The 24,195-nt window shown below is 42.2% G+C and carries 19 protein-coding genes; 10 read left to right on the top strand and 9 right to left on the bottom strand.

What is annotated here, in order from left to right:
- Positions 1 to 110: 110 nt before the first annotated feature.
- Both I8752_RS04105 and I8752_RS04100 read left to right on the top strand, forming a co-directional pair.
- Complete coding sequence (locus I8752_RS04105; RefSeq protein ID WP_214431056.1) at positions 111 to 689, top strand: Uma2 family endonuclease; 579 nt, start codon at positions 111 to 113, stop codon at positions 687 to 689.
- Between the two features lie 55 nt (positions 690 to 744).
- Entirely contained in the window at positions 745 to 1,485 is a 741-nt protein-coding gene (locus I8752_RS04100; protein WP_214431055.1) for a tetratricopeptide repeat protein, read from the top strand.
- A gap of 260 nt (positions 1,486 to 1,745) precedes the next feature.
- Here the strand turns inward: I8752_RS04100 and bchB are convergent, their stop codons facing one another.
- The 4 genes from bchB to I8752_RS04080 form a co-directional block, all read right to left on the bottom strand.
- Positions 1,746 to 3,272 (bottom strand): ferredoxin:protochlorophyllide reductase (ATP-dependent) subunit B, encoded by a 1,527-nt coding sequence (gene bchB, locus I8752_RS04095; protein ID WP_214431054.1) that lies wholly within the window; start codon positions 3,270 to 3,272, stop codon positions 1,746 to 1,748.
- 482 nt (positions 3,273 to 3,754) lie between these two features.
- On the bottom strand, positions 3,755 to 4,240 hold the full coding sequence (locus tag I8752_RS04090; RefSeq protein WP_214431053.1) for a YcxB family protein: 486 nt from the start codon (positions 4,238 to 4,240) through the stop codon (positions 3,755 to 3,757).
- Between the two features lie 111 nt (positions 4,241 to 4,351).
- Positions 4,352 to 7,249 carry a glycerol-3-phosphate acyltransferase gene (locus tag I8752_RS04085; protein ID WP_214431052.1) on the bottom strand — a complete coding sequence of 966 codons (2,898 nt, stop codon included), beginning with the start codon at positions 7,247 to 7,249 and terminating at the stop codon, positions 4,352 to 4,354.
- A gap of 221 nt (positions 7,250 to 7,470) precedes the next feature.
- Positions 7,471 to 7,611 carry a hypothetical protein gene (locus I8752_RS04080; protein WP_017652995.1) on the bottom strand — a complete coding sequence of 47 codons (141 nt, stop codon included), beginning with the start codon at positions 7,609 to 7,611 and terminating at the stop codon, positions 7,471 to 7,473.
- A gap of 406 nt (positions 7,612 to 8,017) precedes the next feature.
- Here I8752_RS04080 and I8752_RS04075 point away from each other — a divergent pair, with 406 nt between their 5' ends.
- Entirely contained in the window at positions 8,018 to 8,983 is a 966-nt protein-coding gene (locus I8752_RS04075; protein WP_214431075.1) for an SGNH/GDSL hydrolase family protein, read from the top strand.
- A 212-nt stretch (positions 8,984 to 9,195) separates the two neighbouring features.
- On the opposite strand, the gene hetF is transcribed toward I8752_RS04075, so the two are convergent.
- A complete protein-coding gene (gene hetF, locus I8752_RS04070) occupies positions 9,196 to 11,706 on the bottom strand; it encodes a cell division protein HetF (protein ID WP_214431051.1) in 2,511 nt (836 codons plus the stop codon).
- Entirely contained in the window at positions 11,703 to 12,209 is a 507-nt protein-coding gene (locus I8752_RS04065; RefSeq protein ID WP_214431050.1) for a hypothetical protein, read from the bottom strand. The genes hetF and I8752_RS04065 overlap by 4 nt, the downstream gene beginning before the upstream one ends.
- 1,081 nt (positions 12,210 to 13,290) lie before the next feature.
- Here I8752_RS04065 and I8752_RS04060 point away from each other — a divergent pair.
- Positions 13,291 to 13,611: a thioredoxin family protein gene (locus I8752_RS04060; protein ID WP_214431049.1), complete on the top strand. Its 321-nt coding sequence runs from the start codon at positions 13,291 to 13,293 to the stop codon at positions 13,609 to 13,611.
- 53 nt (positions 13,612 to 13,664) lie between these two features.
- On the opposite strand, the gene I8752_RS04055 is transcribed toward I8752_RS04060, so the two are convergent.
- Positions 13,665 to 13,892: a hypothetical protein gene (locus tag I8752_RS04055; protein ID WP_214431048.1), complete on the bottom strand. Its 228-nt coding sequence runs from the start codon at positions 13,890 to 13,892 to the stop codon at positions 13,665 to 13,667.
- Positions 13,893 to 14,001: 109 nt separating this feature from the next.
- Entirely contained in the window at positions 14,002 to 15,852 is a 1,851-nt protein-coding gene (locus tag I8752_RS04050) for a S8 family peptidase (protein ID WP_214431047.1), read from the bottom strand.
- Positions 15,853 to 15,972: 120 nt separating this feature from the next.
- Between I8752_RS04050 and I8752_RS04045 the strand changes: the two genes are divergently transcribed.
- From I8752_RS04045 to I8752_RS04025, 5 genes are all read left to right on the top strand, one after another.
- Complete coding sequence (locus I8752_RS04045) at positions 15,973 to 16,407, top strand: hypothetical protein (protein WP_214431046.1); 435 nt, start codon at positions 15,973 to 15,975, stop codon at positions 16,405 to 16,407.
- A gap of 287 nt (positions 16,408 to 16,694) precedes the next feature.
- Positions 16,695 to 18,359 carry a hypothetical protein gene (locus I8752_RS04040; protein ID WP_214431074.1) on the top strand — a complete coding sequence of 555 codons (1,665 nt, stop codon included), beginning with the start codon at positions 16,695 to 16,697 and terminating at the stop codon, positions 18,357 to 18,359.
- 9 nt (positions 18,360 to 18,368) lie between these two features.
- Positions 18,369 to 19,190, top strand: coding sequence for a bifunctional hydroxymethylpyrimidine kinase/phosphomethylpyrimidine kinase (gene thiD, locus I8752_RS04035; RefSeq protein WP_214431045.1), 822 nt, complete (start codon positions 18,369 to 18,371; stop codon positions 19,188 to 19,190).
- A gap of 305 nt (positions 19,191 to 19,495) precedes the next feature.
- Positions 19,496 to 20,119 carry a hypothetical protein gene (locus I8752_RS04030; RefSeq protein ID WP_214431044.1) on the top strand — a complete coding sequence of 208 codons (624 nt, stop codon included), beginning with the start codon at positions 19,496 to 19,498 and terminating at the stop codon, positions 20,117 to 20,119.
- A 352-nt stretch (positions 20,120 to 20,471) separates the two neighbouring features.
- Positions 20,472 to 20,810 (top strand): P-II family nitrogen regulator, encoded by a 339-nt coding sequence (locus tag I8752_RS04025; RefSeq protein ID WP_206263173.1) that lies wholly within the window; start codon positions 20,472 to 20,474, stop codon positions 20,808 to 20,810.
- 608 nt (positions 20,811 to 21,418) lie between these two features.
- On the opposite strand, the gene I8752_RS04020 is transcribed toward I8752_RS04025, so the two are convergent.
- Positions 21,419 to 22,258, bottom strand: coding sequence for a prephenate/arogenate dehydrogenase (locus tag I8752_RS04020; RefSeq protein ID WP_214431043.1), 840 nt, complete (start codon positions 22,256 to 22,258; stop codon positions 21,419 to 21,421).
- 306 nt (positions 22,259 to 22,564) lie between these two features.
- Here I8752_RS04020 and I8752_RS04015 point away from each other — a divergent pair, with 306 nt between their 5' ends.
- Entirely contained in the window at positions 22,565 to 24,127 is a 1,563-nt protein-coding gene (locus I8752_RS04015) for a pentapeptide repeat-containing protein (RefSeq protein ID WP_214431042.1), read from the top strand.
- The last annotated feature ends 68 nt before the right edge of the window (positions 24,128 to 24,195 follow it).

Raw genomic sequence — 24,195 nt, 5'->3', positions numbered from 1 at the left:
TCTTGGTCAACCAGTGGAAATATTAACATCGCCACAACAACTATCAGGTGAAGATGTTTTACCAGGATTTGTTTTAAACTTACAAATAATCTGGGGATAAATATTTAGTTATGACAGCGATCGCCATTAAATTAAATTCCATCATCCAACTCACCGACAACCAATTTTATCAACTCTGTCGGGAAAACCCTGAAATCAAATTTGAACGCAATGCAGCTGGAGAACTTCTCATTATGCCACCCACAGGCGGAGAAACAGGAAATCGTAATTTTGAAATTTCTGTTGAGTTCGGAATTTGGAACCGCCAAACTCAACTAGGAATTTGTTTTGATTCTTCCACCTGCTTTAAACTCCCCAATGGTGCTAACCGTTCTCCTGATGTCGCTTGGATTAGAAAAGAGCTATGGGATACACTCACACCCGAACAAAAAGAAAAGTTCCCCCCAATTGCCCCAGATTTTGTTTTAGAGTTAATGTCACCCAGCGATACTTTGCAAGAAACTCAAGAGAAAATGCTGGAATATATCGATAATGGAGTCAAATTAGGTTGGTTGATTAATCCCAAAATGCGTCAAGTAGAAATTTATCGTCTTGGTCAACCAGTGGAAATATTAACATCGCCACAACAACTATCAGGTGAAGATATTTTACCAGGATTTGTTTTAAATTTTTCAATTATTTGGAGATAAATATTTAGTTATCTTAAATTATTCCTGAATAGAGTATTTAACATCTTGTAACTTTATGATAAATCCTTTGCAAGGAGAGATTATAAAAAAACTAGAATACCTATCAGAAATTTCACTACAAGAAGTGTTGAAATTTATTGATTTTCTAGAGTTTAAAAATCAAAAGCTTGAGCAATTATCATCTTTGGAACCGAAGGATAGTTCACACCTTCTATTCAAACCCAATAATGCGATTACGTACTATCAGCTTGGCAAAGTTCAGTTGCAGTTACTTGAGTATCAAAAAGCAATCCAAGAATTTAGCCAGGCATTACAGATGAATCCCAATTTTGCTGAAGCTTATTATTACCGAGGAAAAAGTTATCATAAATTAAACGATAAACAGAGAGCGATCGCAGACTTTCAAACATCGGCAAAAATTGTTTGCGAACATAATCAATCTGAAAAAATGGCTAGTTGGACTCCATTTGAATTAGGAGAATCCAATCGAGAAGAAGCTATTAAACATCTTCTGCCATATCTTTCTAGTGCAAATTCATACGATGATAGAAGACTTGCTGCTTCAGCTATAAATAAACTCGCTAATAGCTTCAAAAAAAGTTGTGAATTAGCAATTCCTCATTTATTAGAGAATCTATCCGAGCCTGCACCGCAGTTACGTCAGTATACTTTGAAAGCACTCAGCGTAATTAGCCTACCCAATTATGCACTTTCACAAATCCAAGCAATTGCTGAAAACGATCCAAAAGACTATAACAGAAAAATAGCTAAAACTTTATTAAATAGATCGAGTTAAATAACAAACAATACTGAAGTTAATATTGAAGAATCCAGAAGTCAGAATCAAAGGCGTGGGGTATTGAGACCCGCTACTAATTGTAAATCAATAAATCTTCGATTTAGTGGGGGTTTTAAACCCACTTATTTATCCACCAGTCGGACTCCAATTCATACTGAATTCTGGCTCTGGAATTTTATTTAGATAAAAATAAGAGCATTCCAACAAGGAACGCTCTAATATAAAAATCTACTGAAAGCTAATGGCTAAATAGAAATCTACGCTCCGACAGCTTCTTTTGCGGCGTACAATACCTCAGTTGATATCTCTTTGATGCCGCGATCGCGGGCAAATTTCTCAGTGTTGCGCTTCACTTTACCGCGTACAAATCCGGGAATTTTGTTCAATTCTGCTTGACCATCTTTTGTCCAAGTCAAATCAGAATCAGCAGAAATTCCTTTGGTAATTACTTCTTTAGTATCGTGACCACCGAAGATTTCTAACAGATGATCTTCCATTCCTAAAGTGAAAGAATTGTAGATCAAATCTGTAATTTGATTTGTACCTTCGTAACCCAAGAATGGTTTGTAACCAATGGGGAAGTTTTGCACGTGGATAGGTGCAGCAATTACGCCGCAAGGGATATCTAAGCGCTTACCAACGTGGCGTTCCATTTGAGTGCCGAAGATGGCGGAGGGTTCGACACGGGCGATCGCATCCCCAATTTCGCCGTGATCGTCGGTAATCAAGACTTCATCGCAGTACTCGCTGACTTGTTCGCGGAACCAGTCTGCATCATATTTACAATAAGTTCCAGCCCAAACAACGTGAATCCCCATTTCTCGTGAGAGAATCTTGGTGATGGCGGCGGCGTGGGTGTTATCCCCAAACACGACAGCTTTTTTGCCAGTCAAGTTTTGACAGTCAATAGAACGAGAGAACCAAGCAGCTTGAGATACATACAAGGTTTGCTCGTTGATGAATTCTTCGTAGTCTACATCAGCACCTTGGGCGTTAATTACCTGCTGAATTTTGCGGATACAGCGAGCTGTTTCCACTACACCCATTGGGGTAATGTCTATGTAGGGGGTTCCGAATTCTGCTTCTAGGTAACGAGCCGTTGTCAAGCCGAGTTCGCGGTAAGGTACTAAGTTAAACCAAGCTTTCGGCATTTTCTTCAACTCGTTCACCGAAGCGCCTTCAGGAATGATGGTATTCACCTCAATTCCCAAATCAGCCATCAGCCGTTTGAGTTCGGTGCAGTCGTGCTGGTTGTGGAAACCAAGGGTGGACATACCGATAATGTTGACGGAGGGCTTTTCGGTTTTGCCTGCTGGTAGTTCGCCTTTTTTGCGGGCTTTCTCAATGTAGAATTGGACAATTTGATTTAGAGTGCGATCGGCAGCTTGCAGTTCGTTGTAGCGGTAGTGGTTCACATCCGCTAGCATTACGTCTCCTTTTGCCTCCAACTGTGCCCTTTCCACAAAGTTGTGCAAGTCTTCTTGCAGAATGCTAGAAGTGCAGGTGGGAGTTAACACAATCAAGTCCGGGTGTTCTTCAGCATCCTTACGGGTGATGTTGTCTACCACCTTCTCTTGGGAACCGCGTGCTAAAACGTTGCGGTCAACGACACTGGTTGTTACTGGCGTGAAGTTCCTCTCCCGCGATAACATGGAGCGCATGACGTTAAAGTAGTCATCGCCGAGTGGGGCGTGCATGATCGCATGAACGTTTTTAAACGAACTGGCGATTCGCAGTGTGCCGATGTGGGCTGGCCCTGCATACATCCAGTAAGCCAATTTCATCTGGTGTTCTCCCTTTTCAACTGAAATAACACAGAGTCCGATAAGCGGTGGACTATGAGTGCATGATTATTAAATCGTTTTTGATTGTCGCAAAACTTGTAGCCCTAATGAAGTGGAGATTTGTATCAGTTTCTTTGAGAGTGCGATCGCTCAAACCTCGCTACCAATTGGCATCTGACTCCTAACTTCAACAACATTTTGGTTGTTTCATTTAAATAAATCTTAATTTTTCAGTAAATTTGTTTTCAATTTGCAAACGATTGTTCGTTGTTGTACCCCACCGCTTTGGTAATTACAGCTAATGTCTTTCTCTTTTGCAATACCGTTGCCAATCGTGTAAAGAATCTTGTACTCTCCAGAGTCAACCTAATGCCTCTGGCTAACGTATAAACCAAAGACTCTGATGCCGTACTTAAGAGCGATAACACACCCTAAATATACTTGGATATTTTCATAAATCAAATTGGATTCCTATATAGGAATTACCACAATTTAATTAGTTGTTTGCCTTTTAAAAATAAATCAAATCTATGTATATCTTTTTCCGATTCAAAAGCGCTGATTGGCAAATAGTGAAAATACCCTGCCGCCGTCATGAAAAGCAAGTAATATTCACCTAACTTAATAGCTTTAACTAAATGCTCAAATCGTAACTTTGATAGACTGCCATCTTCATAATAAATAGAGATAAAATTTTCATCTATCTCCCAATATCTAGCAATAAAGTTTAATATCGATTGAGTCTTTTTCAGATTGATAAAAAAAGGGGCAACTAAACCAAATGCAAACAAGAATAAAAAATATATTCGTAAAAAAACAAGTTTTTCATCAAAGGGTAACAAAAAAGTGATGACTAACAGAACACCGTATGAAATTAGTAAATTTCTTCTCTGTCTAAAATAGTACGATGCGAGTAATTGCCTAAATTCTTTGGGAGTAATATTAAACGTTTTGGTTTTGATTTGCATGAGATTTTCTGGTTATGCTTGCAATTACTCAATTTTATGAAACTATAGGTAGCAAAACTTGAGAAGGAAAAGCATCCCCGCAATTCACTGTTACCGTTTACGAATTACGAATTAATATAATTCTGGTCGCAAGTCATAAGACAGTTCCACAATACCCCTAGACCCATCAATCCTTACCCGCTGACCATCTTGCAGAAGCCATGTAGCGCCTTTTACATCCATGATTGCGGGAATTCCATACTCACGAGCAACGATCGCCCCGTGAGAAAGCCGTCCTCCAGCTTCAGCAATAAAACCGCCAGCCCTGACTAACAATGGGGCCCAGCCGGAATCTGTATAAGGTACTACTAAAATTGTTTCTTTGTCTATTTCTGGCAAGTCTTGTAAATTTCGTACCACCTTGATCCGTCCTTCTGCTTGCCCGTGACTGGCAGGAATACCCTGTAATATCTGGTCGGAGTAGATATTAGAAGGGGCTAGGGGATGAGGTGGTGCATTCCCGTAGACTAAAACAGGAATTTGAGTAAATTGACTGTCTTGGACGAATTGCGATCGCCTCGATTTTACGATCTCATTCAATTGCTGGCTTAACTCAGACTCAGGATCGGCAACCAAACGCCGTACTTCATCTAACTCCAGAAAAAAGATATCTCCTACTTCTTTGAGTAAGCTGGCTTTTAACCAAATCTTTTCTAAAGCGACAAATCGCCAACGTAATTCTGCTAATAACCGAGAATAAACTTCGGTAACTCGTCCTTTAATATCTACACGTCGTTGCACAAAGCCGCGTTTGCGCCTTCCCGATAAGGCGCGGTTTACCGGGTCTATACCCTCTGTCTGTTGTTGTCCCTGAATCAACTGCACAAACAATTGCTTAATTGGCTGCGGGTCTTCCTTCCAAGTGGGAATGGCAATATTAGTACCGACATCACTTAAATAACCGTAGTCTTCAAGCAGTTCTTGAAACTCGTATAAAATCTTCTCTCCTTCTTTTGTTTGCGCCAACTGCTCAAACACTTTATCTGGTTGATAATCAGGTAATACTTGTTTGGCATCTGCGGCTAAAGCATTTAGCGATCGCAATGCCGCTACCTCTGGGGTAACACTGTTATCAATTTTACTATCTTTTACTCGAAAAATTGCTTGCCTTAAGGCTGCACTCAATGGGGCTAAAATACTGTAGTAAGTGCCGCGATGCAGTAATTCTAGGATAAAGTCTATTTTTTCTAATAGTTGGGCTGGTTCTTGTTCGTCTATTGCTTCATGAGCTAATTGCGACAACCCTGGAATAAATCGTTTGCTGTAATCTTGCTTAAAGTCTTTTTCGAGATTTAATTCTTGTTTCAGCAGCTTCATTAGTCCTGGTAGATTCTCCCAAGTCGTCCGCAACGGCGGTTTGCTCATTTTAGCGCCTCTGGTTAAAAACTCCAGACTTTCTGGCGGTAATCCCATACGGAGGAAAATTTCTCCTAGCAGAGATGCACTAAAATAAGCTCTAGAATAATGCAGTGTGGCAGTTTCGCTAAAATCTAGTCCAAAAGCGCGATCGCCTAAAACTACACCAAAAATATCTCCCCAAACGCCACAAGTTAAGGGACGATTAATCGACCAAGTTAAAGGGTGAACCACGCCAGGAATTACTTCTGCTGCGATTTTGCGCGTCCAGATGGGTAACAGCGTCGTAATCGGTCTAGCTTGCAACACCCAAAGAGTTTGACCGTCATAACTCCATTCGATATCTTGAGGAATACCGTGGTAACGCTTTTCGATGTGGCGGGTTAAGTATGCTACCTGTTTGATTAATGCTTGTGGGACTTGCCCTGTTCCTTCCAAATGGACAGACGAGATACTTTCTGACTCGACGACAAAAGCGCGATATTGTTCTGGCGTGAATTTTCCAGAAACAACTTGCGTCGGGCTACCTGGAAGGGCTTCAATGACGATCGCATCGCCTTGTTGAGTGATGGGATCGCGGCTGAAAACCACTCCCGAATAGACACTCTGGACTTGCTGTTGTACCAGCACTGCCATTGCCGCATCTGGTAAACTGCGATCGCGCCGATATTGCACGGCTGTGGGATGATTGTAAGAAGCGCGAACAGCAGCGATCGCTTCTTGCAATTGCTGTTTGCTGGTAACGTTAATCAATGTTTCGTATTGCCCAGCGGCGGAAGCTTGTTCCGAATCTTCCCCAATTGCCGAGGAACGCACCACTAAGGGCGATAAATCTGAAGGCTGGAGAATGTCGATTAAGTTTTGGGGATTGTCCATTGGACTAAGTACCCACCCCTTGGGTACTGAATAACCCCATCGCTTAATTTGAGATAATGTAGCTGCCTTTTGTCCGACTACAGCAGCATCTAACTCATCATCAAGAGTGAGAATTTCGCCATTGCCGCGCAAATATTCAAAAGCGGCTTGGGACTCTGGTTCGACTTCTTGGGCTGATAGATTCAAGTCATCAGGAATCCGCATGTAAATCCACCCCAGCAAGCCAGCGAGGGTAACAGCAGCAATAATTCTCGGAAAATCATCAGCGTGCAGGATAATCACACACAAGGGAAATAGGAATAACACTCCATACTTTACCAGTCGTCGGGATTGCAGAACCGTAAAGCCGATTAGTGCAAAAAAACTGACAAATCCTGCCACCAGCGGATCGTGTACCAGAAATCCCCAAGCAACGTTTGTTGTGCCTGCCCCTCTACCTATCCAGTATCTACCTAATACTAGGGCAATTAGAGCAACTATTTCCCAAGGCGATCCCTCTTTAAAAAAGATACGGGTCAGTAAGACTACCGCAATTCCTTTCAAAGCTTCGGACAAAACTGCCAATATTCCTACCAGTGTGCCACCGTGATAAAAAGCGGCTGAGACACTGATATTTTTAGTACCAACTCTTGCTAACTGCTTCCCTGTCAGGGCGTAGGTAATCCAAGCGATCGCTGGTAACGCACCCACGAGGGGGCAGACAATTAAAATAACTAAGGCACCCCAAAGTTCAATCATTGTAGATTTTAGATCCACTGCGTAGCTCTGCTTAAAGAGTTATAGCAAGTGGCGTGATTTTAGATTTATCTTCCACCTAAAATCTCAAATCTCTAAATTTAAAAGTTTTCTGAAATTTTTTGATGGGTGTTTGGGCGCTTTCTTTTATTAGTTGCTAGAAGGACACTTAGCTTATACGGAAACCGTTTTTTGCCAGTATCCTTCTTAGGCTACTAATGGTTTTAGTTTAGCGCATAGGCAGCTTGCAACGCCCAAATAATCAGGGCTGCAATCGACCCCAACAGTAATACAGTAGAAATAGTGACTGCTTTTGGGGAGTCAGCACCCTTAAATTTCATAATGCCTCGATTTAAGTCGGACATAATTTTGTAATCCTCCTTTGTTTCAGGGCTAATTTGTCCGTTTTGATTGTAGTCCTTCTATTTGCATATCGAGCAAAGTTGCTCATAATATTTTGTTTAAGCTTTGCAACTAGTCCAATCCTAAATTTACTTATTACCCCAGATATAGTAGCTATCTTTATACAAGTGTGCAACATATCCTCTGTTATGTTTGTCAGTTGTAGTAGAGACGCGATTAATCGCGTCTGTACAAGAATCAGTAGTTAGGAGCCAAGAAGAGGATGGGGAAATGAGGAGATAGGGGGATAAGGTAATTTCTGCAACCGTCTTTTTCCCCTGTGCCCCTGTGCCCCTCCGCTCCGCCACCATCTCCCAAGTCGAAAGAATATAGTATAATTCACAACTTAATTTTGAAGGGTGTTTGCAGGTGAAAGAAGTGGCGATCGCAATTTTGGTGGTAGTTATAGGATTGTTGGCGGCGATAGAGCTAGGACTGCGATCGCTGTTTGGTTTTGGGAATCCCCTGATTTATATTGGCGATCCGGATATTGGTTATTTATTAGCCCCCCACCAGCGCACGCGTCGCTTTGGTAATCGCATTGAAATTAATGAGTATTCTATGCGCGGTGCAGCGATTTCCCAGATGCCAGCGCCTTCGACACTGCGAGTCTTACTTATTGGGGATTCTATCGCTAATGGTGGTTGGTGGACAGATCAAATCAATACAATTTCTAGTTTGATGATGGGTTCCCTAATATCAGCTACCACTGAGAAATATCAAACTTTAGAAGTGCTAAATGCTTCAGCTAACTCTTGGGGGCCAAGAAACGAATTAGCCTATTTACAAAAGTTTGGCAATTTTAATGCTGAGGCAGTGGTGTTATTAATTAATACCGATGATTTATTTGCTACTGCTCCAACTGCTTTACCAGTGGGACGCGATCGCAACTACCCAGATAGTAAACCTCCTCTTGCCTTAGTGGAAGTCTGGCAGCGTTACCTCACCAAGCAAAAGCCAATTCCCGAAATGAAAGCAGTACAAGAAGAAGCAGGCGATCGCGTCGGGATTAATCTAGAGGCGATAGGTAAAATTCAAGCGCTGACTCGCAACAACAATAGTAAATTCTTACTGATCATGACTCCCTTACTGCGAGAAATTGGCGAACCAGGCCCCCGCGATTACGAAATCAAAGCACGGCAACGCTTGGACGATTTTACCAAAGCCCAGCAAATTACTTATGTAGATTTTCTACCGATATTTAATGCCGCCGCTAACGTTAAAGCCCTGTACCAAGACCATATACATCTTAATTTGCAAGGCAATCAGCTAGTGAGTCAAATTATCAAGCGATCGCTTTTAGAAATATTGGAAGTTTCATCGCCAAAAAGGTAAATGGTGACTAGGGACTGGGAAAAGGGTAAAGGGGAAGGGGAAAATGAATCATATCATGTCCGCCTAAATAGTTACGATAAGAGTGACGCGGAGATGGGGAGACGCGGGGACGCGGAGAATTTTTCATTGTAAGTGATTTACCGGACATGATATCAAACAAAGTTTTCCCCCTTTCCCTTTCCCAATCCCCAATCCCCAATCCCCAATCCCTTTTACTTTCCACTTTTCTCCTGGAGAAGCGATCGCCAATCTGCGATCGCCTTTTCTGTCCATAGCCAATTGTTACTTAATTTATTGATTTGGAAATTTACTGGATCGTCCGTAATCACCATTTGCCGTAACTTGATGGCTTCATTCAGATATTGTGCTTGTTTAGCAGCAGGTTGATTGAGTGCAGATTTATACAATCCAATGGCTAAACCAGCATAGGAAGTTAAACCATCTTGAGGTACTGTTGCTTTCACCGAAACTGGTGCAGTAGAAGCTGTATTTTGTTGCTTGAGAGCTAAATTCAAAGCCTTAAACCAAGAGTCATTCGCTCGGTTAAGATTGCCTTCTGCATAGTAGGCAAATCCCAAAGCATTATTATACAAAAGCGAATCTGGTTGCGCCTTGACAGCACTTTCCCAGTAACGACGGGCATCATCGATACTGTATTTTTCGTCTTTAATCTGCACAGATTGCCATGCCAATCGTCCTTTGAGAAAGTTAACAGATGGATCGTCGGCTTGCTTTGACGGCACTAAAGTCAAGGCAGCTTGAGCAGCAGCAAGTGCGCCACGATTGAGTAGTTCTTCTACTGCTGCAAGCCCAGGTTGCAAGTCGCCCTGGCTTAATTTCTCTGTAGCAATAGCAGTCACAATTCCAGTCGCAGTCTTGTTTAAGTCGGTATTAGGGTTCTTTGCGGTGGGTAGAGACTGGGTAGGAATTGGCGGTATTTTAGGTAAGTTTGATATCTGTCGTTGCCACCACCAACCTAAACCAAGCGCACCTGCGATCGCGCTTGCTCCGATAATACCTATAATAGGTCGCAGTTGACGGCGGGTACGAGTCAATGAATTTTGTGATGATGCGGTCAGAGAATTTTTCCAACCTTCTGCCACATTGCGGTTAGGTTCGGTGATTGCTTCTGGAACTTCTCGCCACGACTTGACTTGTCTTTCAAGGCGGGCAATTTCCCCAGCAACCTGTTCTTTGTGAAGATTATTTTCTCTAATCTGTTGCATTTCCCCAGCTACAGGAGGTTGCTCGTTGAGTGTGTTTTGGTTATCAAGCTGGCGAAATAAATCTGAAACTAAAGCTGAATCTTCTGCATAACTTGGGTCATCATACTCAATTTCGTCAACGAGATCGCCCCAAGTCTCCTCACCAAGCCAATCCAGTCCAGAAGAATCGTGAACTAAACCAGAGGGCATCATGTCGTCGATTGGTAAATGCATCTGGTCGGTATCATCTGCGATCGCAGAGTACGTTGTACTAGGATTTGTACGAGGCGGTCTGTACTCGTTGAGCGAATCTGCACTTAAGTCTACAGAAATTTCTGGGCAGAGAAAACCATCAAATTCTGGCTGGAGATACAAAATCGGTAACGCCCAGTATGTCTGGTGAGAACCATAAGCAGATATTAATCCCTGACGCACTCGACTCACACACAAATCTACAGGATATCCTTGACTGAGGTTGCGGTAAAACAATTGTGTGAGTGTTAGCGCTACTTCATCGGGAATGCGTTCTGACATTGCCAAAACGCTTCTAATACCGCGCTTGACTAAACTTTCAGTCAAGTTACGTTCGCCTGTTTCCCCAACAGTATCGGATGTAGCTGTATATGCTCCCCAGCAGGAATTAAACACTGCCATTTGGATGTTATTGTTAACGAGCAAGCCTGCTAAATCGTCGCCACTGAGGGTTTCTGTTAAGCCAGTTCGGTTGCTAACAAGATATATTTCGCCACCGTTCGGCCCTAAGCTACTGTGACCGGAGTAGTGTAGAACATGGTATCTTCCTTGTTCTAGAGCTTGTGTCAATTCTTCCCGCCCTGGTTGGTCTAGCAGGGTTAGTTCAATTTCGGGAAGATGATTGCCATTTTCGTCAGTTCGTGAAATGTTGCGATGAAGTTCCGCTTGCAGTCTGATAGCTTCTTGTTTGAGGAGGTCGAGATGGATGCGATCGGGAGGAGAAGCAAGAACCATCAAAACTTTCACGCCATCTTCTTGTGATATTTTAGGTATGTTTCTCGATGGCAAACGCGATGCCGCCAGAATTCCGCTTTGGTAGCGAGAAAAAGCAACATAAGGCCCAGTTGCTAGGGGGCGATCGCCTGCGTGCATCACTTCCCACGGCAGACGTGCTAATCTTACATCTTTTAACCCCAGACGCAGACGTAGTACCTGTTGATGGTTTTGGGCAATACCTTGAGCGGTAATCCAACTATCTCTAAGAGTGCCTTGAAACAGTGCGTTATAAAACTGCTGGCCCAATGCCACTAAATTGACAGAGTTCCTGGCAATGTCGCTTTCCCGCCCGCTGAAGGGTAATGCATCTCCCTGCAATACCGACTTTAATGGGTCATTCATCAGATGCCCAGCCACAGCCAACCATTCAACTACAGGCCAAGTCACCAGTTCTTCTGCCAATGGCACTCCAGGCGCGACTCGTTCCGTCCGCACCAAGTAGTCATTTTGTCCTACTGGGGTTACGGAAATGTGAAATTCTTGAGTCACAGTTTCTCCTGTTCGCCTCCTAAATCTAGTTTGAAACGCGAAAGTTTCAAGTCGATTTTTTGCTCCTTCTGATACCTTAGATGCATCCTGCTATCGAATGTTTCTAAACTAAGTTGTCTTGCTTTCTCAGCTTCTACAACTTTATCCGGATTGGTTGGCATCCGCACAGAACACTTTATTGGTAGATGCACCTTGATCTTCAAATTCCCTAGTTGGTTTATGCCTGCTAGGGTTTTTTTTAATGTTGAATAACAACTACCAATACAAGCATTTTTATCCAGAGAATAGAGCTTAACTTGAGAAAATTGCTCTTTGAGAACTAATTTTCTTAGTTCGCTAACACTCACTGTTTTTTTATGCTGGACACCACTGACAACCATAATTATGAAATATTTATCCGGAAGACGCTGATGCAGGCGCGAACATTTAATTGGTAGATGCACCCTGATAACTAACTCCCCTGGCTGGCTAACACTTGCTGGGGGATTTTTTATGAGAGGCAAACAGTAACTCCATTGATGAAAATTTTATCTGGAAGTTACTGATTGCGCCTCAAAAAGATCAATTAATGATAAACATACCCTGATAATTAACTCTCCTAGCCGGTTGCCACCACCGAGGGATTTTTTTTTGCTGAGAAAACAGCGTCTCTATTTGTGACAATTTTATCCGGAACATACTGTCTAATCCTAGAATAGATTATCAGTAAATGCACCCTGATAACTAACTCTCCTAGTTGGCTGCCACCACTGGGGGATTTTTTTTTGCTGAGAAAGTAGCATCTCCATTAGTGACAATTTTATCCGGAACATGTTGCTTAATTCTAGAACAGATTAATTAGTAGATGCACCCTGATAATTAACTCCCCCTAATTGGCTACCACCACTAGGGGATTTTTTTATCTTCAGAAAAAAACAACTTCAGTTTGTACAAATTAATCCGGAAGATTGTGTTTGGGCTGAGAACATTTAATTGGTAGATGCACCCTGATAATTAACTCCCCTGGTTGGCTAACACTCACTGGGGGATTTTTGTGGGAAATCTTTTCTTGTGTGCCCTAACCGCTGATATTTGCTTAGGGCAATATTCTAGCGCAACTTGAGAACAATATTCTAGAGTGTATGATGTGTTATTCCTTTTAGTGTCACCGCTTGTTGACTTATTTTGCTTTTAATCCGCGCCAGCAACCTCTTCACAGATAAGGTTTTTAGGGTACTTTTGGTGGGTATGACCTCAGTTTAGGTGCTTTAACTCGCAGTGTTAGCCAAATAATGAATTATTTAAGGATATTGCTTTTTTTGCGTTGGACGCAGTACTCAGCGGCGGTATTGCTTGGACACCCGATAAAATTTCCGTTACGTAAAAATCGTAAGTCTGCCCATCATATCATTAAATACTGGTTCACATTCTATCTTTGTTACTAAATAATTTTCATTCCTTGACGAGCAAAGAACGCTACCTCAAATTGAAACTTAAAATACCTTGATTCTAGGCTATTGAGGTATTTAAGATGCTATGTTTGTGGTAAGCTGCCAAGAGCTATGTTATTATATACTGCCTATATGCAGAGAGGCACAGAGCCAGATGAGTTTAGCTATTATTAAGTTCTCTTCGGAAGAGTGCGGCATCTGCCACAAAATGTCTTTTTATGACCAAAAGGTGGCTGAAGAGCTAGGTTTGCAATTTATTGATGTGAAAATGCAAGATACAGCTACTTATCGCAAGTATCGTAAGATTTTGTTAACCCAATATCCCGATAAATCAGAGATGGGATGGCCTACTTATATTCTCTGTGATTCTCCAGAAGGAGAATTTCAGATTATGGGTGAAGTAAAAGGAGGTCATCCCAAAGGAGAGTTTAGAAGTCGCCTGCAACAGGTTCTAAATTCAACGGCCAGTGCTTAGGCACGAAGATGCGGGGACGCGAAGAATAACAACTGACAACTGACAACTGACAACTAACTAATAACTTCAAAAGATTTAACCTCTAGGACAGGGCCTATCATGGCAGTTGTCATGATATCTTCACGCACTTGTCCTTTAACTTTTGCTTTTTGTCCGGCTTTGAGTAAGCTTTTATCTGCGCCTTTGAGGATTTCGTAAGTAACGCCCTCATCTGTAACTAGCGCCCAAGCGCCCATGCCAAGTTGACGATGTTCGATAGTACCTGTAACTGTAATGCTCATAATTAAGTGCTGAGTGCTGAGTGCTGAGTAGAAAGTGGGGAGTGGGGAGTTAGAGTTAGTAGTTTTATCTTCCCTGGCTTCCTCAGACTCCCCAGCTTCCCCAGCTCTCTTATACTGGTTTACTTTCGTTTTTCAATGCTAAACGAGCTAGGCCATAACAAAGTAGGGCATTGACAATGAGGAAGATTCTAGCCAAGTTACCACTTCCCAAGCCCCAAACTGTTGGGTCGTAAATTGCACTTACTGTTAAGCACGCTGCAACACCTAGGCTAGAGCCAATGGCAAACCATTTCCAACTAGGATGTCCTAATAGTAATGCTATTAAAACAAGGGGAATCGCCACACTGGCAAACAGGGGATTAAACGCATCAGTGCCCTGTATGGTATTGCCGAGTTCGGGAATGGAACTGCCCAAAACTCTAAAAGGCCACTGGGGAAGGTCAAAGATATAAATTCCTTTGAGGAAGAATAACCCGGAACTGCCAGCAATTAAGCCACTGGATAAAGTCCAACTCCAGGTGAAGGGGAAGTAAACTCGTAAAAACCAAGCTAGGAGATAGGAACCGACTACCATTGCAATTTTGGGTAACAGTGCCACTGCACCGCCATCAATCCAAAAGCGGGGGTTAAGATAGCCGTTATCACGTAACCAGCGGAAGAAATCTTGGAAAGTGATTTGTCCGTTAGTAGCAAGTTTAACTGCGGCTTCGGCATTCAGGTGTCCAGCACCATAGTAGTTCAAACTGTCATCCTGGATAACTCTGGCTGACTGCTTGAGAACTTTTAATATTTCATCTGGTTCTTTGATGCCACTGGCTTTGATTAATGCTGCCACACCAGCAACATGGGGAGAAGCCATACTTGTGCCTTGAAGTCCTAGAAAAACACCTTCGCCGTTTTCGTCGATGGTTTCTTGGAGAATCGTACCAGCTTCACTACCACCAGGGGCTGAGATATCAACGCCAGCACCAAAGTTAGAATAGGGGGCTTTTTCTCCATCAGGGCCGAGTGCTGAAACGCCGATAACGTGGGGATAACGCGCTGGATAGCCTGCTCCATTGGCGTTTTCATTTCCGGCAGCGGCAATGATTGTAACGCCTTTTCTATGGGCATATTCAACTGCTTGCTTCATTAACTGGCTCTCACCGCTACCACCCAAGCTCATGTTAATAACATCTGCGCCTTTATCAGCAGCAAATTTAATGGCTTCGGCAATATCGGCAACAGTACCGCCACCATAGGCACTGAGTACCTTAAGCGGCATGATATTAGCTTCGTAAGCAATGCCAGCTACGCCATAATTGTTATTAGTAGATTGGGCAACAGTGCCGGCGACATGAGTACCGTGTCCGTGGTCGTCTGTGGCTTGTTCGCGGTCGTTAACAAAATCGTAGCCTTTGACGAATTTTGTCTGTTGCAAGTCGCGCACTTGCGTAACGCCTGTGTCAATTACAGCAACTGTGATGCCGCTACCTTTGGTTTGACTCCATGCGCCTTCAATGCCGATTTTGTGCAGGTTCCACTGTTTGCTGTAACACGGGTCGTTAGGGCCAATTAACGAGGGGGTTGTTTCCCCACAGTTATTGGATGTCAAAGACGCTTCCTGTCCAGTTGCTTTAGGCGGTTGAGGAATTAGCCTGTAGATATAATTTGGCTCGATAATTTCTGTGGCTTTAGCAAATGGAGATTTTTGCAGTTGTTTCAGTCGCTGGCGATCGCCCTTGATAATATAAACATTATCTGATGCTGAAAATTTGTTATCTAATTGGGGTGTAACGTTGTATTGTTGTGCGATCGCTTGTAAATCTTGCTTCACTATCTCTGTAGGAATATCTTCCCGAAAATCAAGCAAAATTGTCTCGAAATCACCTTTGGCTGCTAATCCTTGAAAGTTCAGGAAGCCAAATACAGCAGTTACTAACCCAATGACAAACAAGCACAATAATATAAGTCTTCTCATATTAACTCGTTACCGCTTTTTGCCAGTTTGCTCACTACCATAACTTATATCTGTCTCTATGTGGATGTATTTTGTACTTTAGTTACACAATTGTTACTCAGATTTAGGATAGTTTAAACGATGGAACGCGGTCTTTTGTGGTTGCCTTTGTTAGCAATGTTTTTCTGGTTAGCTTGGCAAGGCTCGAAGGAGTATCAAAAAGTTGAAGCTTATCGAGCTTGGGCAGAGCAATTTGAAAGGGCTAAGTATGATATTTATGCGGTATTGGGGCAAAAAGGCAACAATATAACTTGGGGGAAACCTACACCAAAAGGCCCGATTAAATTAGAAACGTTTTCTTTAGTTGATGTTGAGAAAATCCAACTTGTGGTGGATGGCAAAGCAGTAGAAACGGAAGTGCCTCCAGAAAAAGGTAGAACGATTGAATTGGAATTTATTTTTTCTGACCCTGCTAACTCGGTACACGTTCCGTTTACAGAAATTACTTTGGCAGCAGAATGGGGAAAGTATTTGCAAGGCGCATTGCAAAGTTTGCAGTCGGAACAAAGTCAGTAGTTGTTAGTCATTAGTTATTATTAAAGATTAATGGTGGGTAGGGTGAAAGTATAGTATTTACTAGCCCTACTATAGACAATTTTTACTATTTATTATTGAAAGCTTTGCTATTATAGCAAATTTATTCGTGTTGTAATACTTACTTTTTTAACAAACCGCAAAGGCGCAAAGAATAGAAAGATTTTTATAAAATTATCTCTAGAAAATTAGGAATTATCTTTAGATATTTTGTAGTCAATTTAATCAATTAAAAGTGGCAAATCTCTGTTTTAAGAGTATAGGTTGTGATGAAAAGAATTATTCCTATTTTTGGGATTGCTTTACTGCTTAATGCTTGTATTGGTAGCTGGGATACTTCTTCTCAAGCAAATAATAGTGTTAAACCTCAAGTAGAAAACTGTCCCAAGGCTACAGTTGTCTATTTACCCTTACCGAAGAAGAATGAAAGCTTTTACGATCGCTTTGATTTTCATATTCGCAATATTATCACAGATGCAGATACAGTTAAGTTTCAAACTTTAAAGCAAGATTTTGTTTTCTGTCGAAGTAATAATTCTTGGACGGTGCGACCAGGGACTTTACCCAAGGATTTGCAGCCAGAAAGTAACTATGCAGCATTCGCAGAAGAGACGGTAAATCCAAAATTAAAAAATATCGATTTTTCGGGTAAAACCTATCAATATCGAGTATTGAGAGAGCCAAAGTTTTCTGTGGGTGAAAACAATAATATATCAAGACCCAATGAACCAGAACCCACAAAGGATCGAGTTGTTTTTGAAGTAGTTCCTCCTAACAGTAAAAAACCTCAAACAAAAACGCTGTACACTCTCAAAGATTTGCAAAATGCAGCGGTAAAAGCAGGATATGGTACGGGAGGTCAATTAGGTTTTCCTCGCGTTACATCTGCTGTGATTTATGACAATCGCATTTGGTGGTCAGTGGCTTTTGAACAAGGTGAAGGTAACAATGGAATTGCTACTATCGTCAGTTATGACCCGAAAACTGAAAAATTTAGTCTCATTCAACCAGAAGTACTTTCGTCAACACAAATTACCGATCTAGCTATCTCTGGAGATCCGAAAAATCCTACTTTTTGGATGGGTACTAATATTAGTGGGGAAGGAAATCTTTATATTCCTGCTAAAGGATTAGTTGCTTACCGTCCCAATTCGCAAAATCCTAATTCTGGTTCTTTGACTGCTTACACTGTTGACAATAGCCAGTTGGTAGGGGCAATTCCTGACAAACTCAAGTTGGAAAACGATAAGCTGTGGGTCAGTACTGCTAATGGTGTTTGTCAAATTAATTGGCAAGCTGCTGATAATTCTGATTGGTCTTGTTGGCGATTTACAGCAATGGCTAAACTGCCATCTGAAGAAGTGCCACTTTACAGTGCATTGACTAATAAAACTCCTGCTGTCTCTTTATCTCGTAACAACAGTGGGGAAACTGTGGAAGTTTTATGGTGGAGTCCTGTTGAATATCAAACTCTGAAAGGGCGCTATGAGGTGACATATCCTCAAGGCTTCAGCGTGAAGCTGGATGAGGGCGCAAGTATTTATGAGTTTAATAACTCTTTATCGCCAGGAAAACCAGCGGTTGATTGGCCTGGTTTTCAATGGCATTGGAATGGCGTTAGCGCAGCTCCTCCGCAGGAGGCTCGCTTTGTGCGAGGATTAGATGAAGTTTCTCTCAATTTAGTCGGTGGTGGCCCGCGAGGTATTGGTTCTGGTCAACTCTCACCAGAAGTTCCAATCAATTGGAATGCCATGCGTGGCGACCTAGAGTTACTTGAGCTTTCCCCAAAATCAACTAGTGTAAAATATTACTCTGGTTGGGTCGATGAAGCCAAACTTCAACCTTACTTAACGGTTGTACCGCAAGCACGACCGCAAAACCCACAACCAAATCCTTTGGCAGCAAAAGTCAACGAATTACCATCTCGCCAGTAATCTTCACTTATGAACGCGCAAACAATATCCAGAGTGCCTGTTGCTTTAACTATTGCTGGTTCAGATAGTGGTGGCGGTGCAGGAATTCAAGCTGATTTACGCACCTTTGCCTTTAACTGCGTTCACGGTACTAGCGCTATCACCTGCGTTACAGCACAAAATACTTTAGGGGTGGTGCGGGTTGACGCTATGCCAGTCGAGGCAGTTGTAGCGCAAATTCAAGCAGTTGTCAAGGATATCGGCGTGCAAGCCGCAAAAACAGGAATGCTGCTCAATCAAGAAATTATCTTTGCTGTTGCCCAGCAGATAGAAACTTTACAAATCAATAATTTAGTGGTCGATCCGGTGATGGTGTCCCGCACTGGGGCGCAATTGATTGACAATGAGGCTATCAAGACTCTGTGCAATGCCTTGATTCCCAAAGCGACTATTGTTACTCCAAATCGTTACGAAGCACAGATTTTGAGTGGGTTACAAATTCATTCCCTCGATGATATGGGGAAAGCTGCTCAAATTATTCACAAAAATTTGGGAGCAAAGGCTGTTTTAGTCAAGGGTGGAGGAATGGAAGGAAACTTACGTGGTGTAGATGTCTGGTTTGATGGGGAAAAACTGGAAATCTTGACAACAAAGCAAATAGAGACTACAAATACCCACGGTACTGGTTGTACACTATCAGCAGCGATCGCAGCTAATCTGGCGATGGGAGAAGACTTGTGGCCAGCAGTACAACAAGCCAAAGAATATGTTACAACTGCACTCTGTTACGCCCTAAATATTGGCAAAGGACAAGGGCCTGTAGGACACTTCTTCCCATTGTTACAAAATTAACTGCTTGGCTAATTGTCAGTAGTCAGTTGTTATACCATTTGGGTTTTTTGATTGTAAAACAGTTGTTACATAACCTTTTGAGTAATTTATCTGTCGCAATCATTTTTCAAACTGGTATTAGTTGTTGTTATACCACTAACCACTGACAACTGACCACTGACGACTGACGCATCCCAACTGTAAATAAAAAATCTTTGCCCTCTCGGCATTTTTCTATTATTCTTGGGCTAGTTTCAGGGCTGACTATAATGTGATAGCTTCTCTGGATAATCCGATATTCTTAATTTTTTGATACCAACTCACCGATGCGAACAACCACGGGTTCTGTTCATAGCAATCCCCCAAAACCAAGTCAAAATTACTCTTCCTCTGTACCAATGTACGTATACCGAGAATTGGCAACAGAGTTACAAGCAACACAGGCAAAATTAGATGCACTCACTGCCAAAAACCAACAACTGGTGCAAGAAAATCAGCTACTTCACCAGGAAATTACCAAAGTAGTTCAGTCTTTTTTACACCTGCAAAAAATAGTAGATTCACCCGATATATCTAGTTCTCACCAAGTCCAGCATTCTTCTGGTGAGGTGAAAAATTCAACTAATCATCCAGACAATCAAAAGCGGCCGCGCCAGCAGGTTTCTCGTTCGCGTCAACCTGTAGTTCCCGTACCATCGAGCACAAAAGAAGTTCCTAACAGCAAAAATCGTCATTCTAACTTCTCTGTACCCATAGTGGAAATAACTTCCCCAATGCCGGAAGCAGTCCTTATAGAAGAGCAGCAAGTAAGCTATTATCCGTCTACGCAGACAGAGGTAAAAGAATTTAGTGGTTGGTGGTTAGCCATTACTATCTTGTTAATTATGCTTACTGCTTTTGCTGCTGGCTATTTGATAGTGCGTCCTTTATTTGAACATCAGAGCCGTTAGCCCACATATTCATCGCTTTTTCATGTTTCTAAATTTTGTGTAAATTATCCAAAATCACTCTGTCAATATCGGACTAAATTTAGTCAATAATGGAATTTGTCTTTTAAATCACAAAAACCACATACAAAAACGTTTATTTGGGGACAAATGTCTTGTATCGCCACCTCAAGGATTAACCAATTGTGCAATCCTTACCACTGCTAATGTTAGAATTGCCCATCTAGGGCGCATAGACTTAAAAAACAGGCAATTCTTACATATCTTTTTGAAATAGTACAAATGATGAAAGTGTCAGACAGTGGATCTGGTTAGATAGATAAACGAACCTATGAGAAGTTAAGGAGTCGAGAACATGAAAAAAGTAGAAGCAATTATCCGCCCATTTAAGCTGGACGAAGTAAAAATTGCTTTGGTTAACGCTGGTATTGTTGGTATGACTGTTTCTGAAGTCCGGGGGTTCGGACGGCAAAAAGGGCAAACAGAACGCTATCGCGGTTCTGAATACACCGTTGAGTTTCTGCAAAAACTCAAAGTGGAAATCGTTGTTGAAGACAGTCAAGTTGATATGGTAGTAGACAAAATTATTGCTGCTGCCCGTACAGGCGAAATTGGCGACGGCAAAATTTTCATCTCGCCTGTTGAGCAAGTTATCCGGATTCGTACTGGAGAAAAGAACACAGAAGCAGTCTAATCGCTGTGAAGGGATTGCGTGTAAGGGTGTAAGAAAAGCCAGTACCGTTGCCTAACCGCATGTCTTGTGAAGCCACTACGGTTAGACAAGCTCGTCTTGGCGATTTCTTCCGTCGTTAGCGTAGCGGTAGGTTTAGAGCTAAGTGCTATTTTCTCAGCTCAAACCAACTCACCGCAGCTCTAGTTCCTTGCAACTTCTGTTTGTACAGGGGTTTGTTGTGTTGTTTTTGAAAGTGTTGTTGCATAAGGACTAGACGTATTACGACAGTACGTGTACTTTAAATGTATAACCCTAGCCGGATTTTAAATTGGTATAACAGCATCTTGGTAACACTTTTAACCAAGATGCATTTTTGTTATCAGGCTTTAAAACAATCTTTGCTCAAATATAACAAGGCTTATTTGTATTCTATTAATACCTGAGACGCATACTTAGTATATATAAAAAACCCCCTTAAGAGGGATAGAAGATTCAGTAATTATTCGTAGTAAAATAAAGGTTATAGTTAATTCGTTGCGATCGCAGTTATAGCTGTGGTCGTTTTTCTCATCTCTGGAAAAAGCATAAGCAGCAAAGCCAATAAAACTCCGCTCCTTCTGCTTCTGTGCCTATTCAACAAAATCAGGCCGCGCCTGCTGTGTTGACTGCAACTTTGCCTCTAAAGCATGCCAATTTTCTTGCTCGATTAAGGTGATTAATTCATCGAGCTGATGGCAATATTGTTGCAAAGACCCCAACAATGCTTGGCGATTGTACTGCGCCATCATTACGCCCAACTCAGGATTGCCACCACCGACGCGGCTAGTATCTCGAAAACCCGAACTAGCTAAATTTTGAGCTAATTGCAAAACTTCGCGGTCGGTTTCACCCATGCAAGCAGCAATCAATGAAGCACTAACCATCACTGGTAAATGAGAAATCCAACTCACAGCGCGGTCGTGTTGTTCTGGTTGACAATAGTAGATATTAGCTCCCAGCGATCGCACAATTTCTTCTACAACTGAAATTACAGTAGTTGGTGTTGTCGTATCTGGTGTGAGTACGTAAGGTCTACCAAGAAATAAATCCCGTTGTGCAGCTTCTATACCACTATCTGCTGTTCCTGCCATCGGATGGCCGCCAATAAAATTTGGCCACAGCGGAGAAATAGCTTTGACTATCGGTGCTTTTACCGAACCGACATCAGTCACAATTGTTGCAGCAGATAAATGTTCAATCAGCTGCTGAAATTGGGGAACAATAAGCCCGATAGGCGTACAAATAAATACAACCTCTGCGGTTGCTAATAGGCTCATGTTAACATCTGCCTCATCGACACTGCCTAGGGCGATCGCTCTATGACAGGTTGATGCGCGGCGGCTGACTCCCAGGATATGATGCCCAAGCGATCGCAAGTCATAACCTAAAGAACCGCCTATTAGTCCGAGTCCTAAAATACCAATTTTCATTTTTGATTTTGAAAGTTTATTTTCTAAGTATTTTCTGCATACTTTACCAGCTAGTAAAAGGGATTGGGGATTGGCGACTGGGGATTAGGGATTGGTGAGACAGCGCTGCGGGAGGGTTTCCCTCCGGAGCCACTTGCGTGGGCGGGTTTCCCGACTTGAGCAAAGTGGCATCAGGCGACTGCGTTAGCGAGCTTGCGAGCGTCACCCGAAGGGCGACTGGGTAAAAATAATATTCGATCGACACAAAAATCAGCTTTTTATAAATCCAAAATCTAAAATCCAAAATTGGTATGAGGGGTAGCATCTATGACTGTAGAGGAATTGTTGGAACAATACGCCACAGGAGTCATAAACTTTAGTGGTATTGACCTGTGTGAAGCTAACCTGAGTGGTGTTAAACTCAGTGGCATTAATTTGAGTGCGGCTAACTTAAATGTAGTTAACCTGAGTGGGGCAAATCTCAGCGCCGCCAACTTAAGCCATACCAAGCTGAATGTCGCAAGACTTAGTGGTGCAAATCTTGACAACGCCAACCTCAACAATTCCAGCCTGAATGTAGCTAATTTAATTCGCGCCGATCTCAGTCGCGCTCAACTGCGAGGGGCTTCACTGGTTCGGGCTGAGTTAATTCGCGCCGATCTCAGTCATGCTGACTTGTGCGAAGCTAACTTGAACTGCGCTGACTTGCGAGAAGCGACGCTGCGACAGGCAAATCTCCGTAGTGTCAACTTAAATGAGGCAATTTTGCGAGGTGCTTCTTTAGCAGGAGCCAACTTAGAAACGGCTAATTTAAACGCTACCGATTTGATTCGTACTGACCTCAGTGGTGCAAATTTGCGAGAAGCTGAACTCAAACAAGCAAATCTCAGCCATGCTAACCTTAATGGTACAGATTTAAGCGGGGCAAATCTCCGTTGGGCAGATTTAAGCGGGGCAAATCTCCGTTGGGCAGATTTAAGCGGAGCCAAATTAAGTGGAGCTAACTTAATGGGCGCAGACTTAAGCAATGCGAATTTAACGAATGCAAGTTTAGTACATGCCGATTTGACTCAGGCAACTTTAATTAAAGCAGAGTGGATAGGCGCTGACTTAACAGGCGCAATTTTAACTGGAGCAAAACTTTACTCGACTTCCCGCTTTGGTTTAAAAACCGAAGGCTTGACTTGTGAGTGGGTCGATCTCAGTCCGAATGGCGATCGCTCCATCATCCAAAAGTTTGAGTCAGAAGACCCGCGAGACTTTTTCAATGAAACTCCACCAACAATCCGTATTATCGTCGATACCGCTTTAGAACACGAAGCCAATTTTGCCCTCGCTGGTGCATATTTCCAAATTGCTCAGGAATACCGAATGCTGAAACAACCTCCTAGCACGGAAATCGGTCGTCGCCGGACTGTTTTCACATTTCGCGTAGATAGTGATGAAGCCTTATTGCCTACAGCTTGTATTGCAATTCTTCCCTTTAGAGATGCCGCTAACACGCAAAAAAATATTTACACAGTAATAGAAATGTTAGCTCAAGAAGATTTGCCACATCTTGGAGAAAAAACACCCCATCGGGTGAAGCAATTATCTACTCTTATCCAGCAAGCTATTAGTCAGGCTAAGACTATTAGACAGATGAAAAAAAATTTAGAATTAGCAGCAAAATTAAATTTCTTTAGAGTTCCTACCCAAACAATATTAACGAATTCCAGCGCCCAAACTTTGATTGTGCATTACAATCCGAATTTTGGTAAACGATTTATTAATCCTTCCGAGCTTGATGTCGGATTTTTAGCCGAGCCATCTAGTGATGCTATGTCTATATTGCCTTCGTTAAATATGATTGTAGATTTTGTCAAAAGTTTCCACTATATCAGTCAATAGTCATTAGTCAGTAGTCAGTAGCAACTAACAACTGACCACTGACCACTAACAACTGACAAATTTTCGGA

The organism is Dendronalium phyllosphericum CENA369 (assembly GCF_016056275.1).
GTDB lineage: Bacteria > Cyanobacteriota > Cyanobacteriia > Cyanobacteriales > Nostocaceae > Dendronalium > Dendronalium phyllosphericum.
Note: the sequence above shows the minus strand (reverse complement) of the source record. Positions and strands in the feature narration are given on the sequence as shown.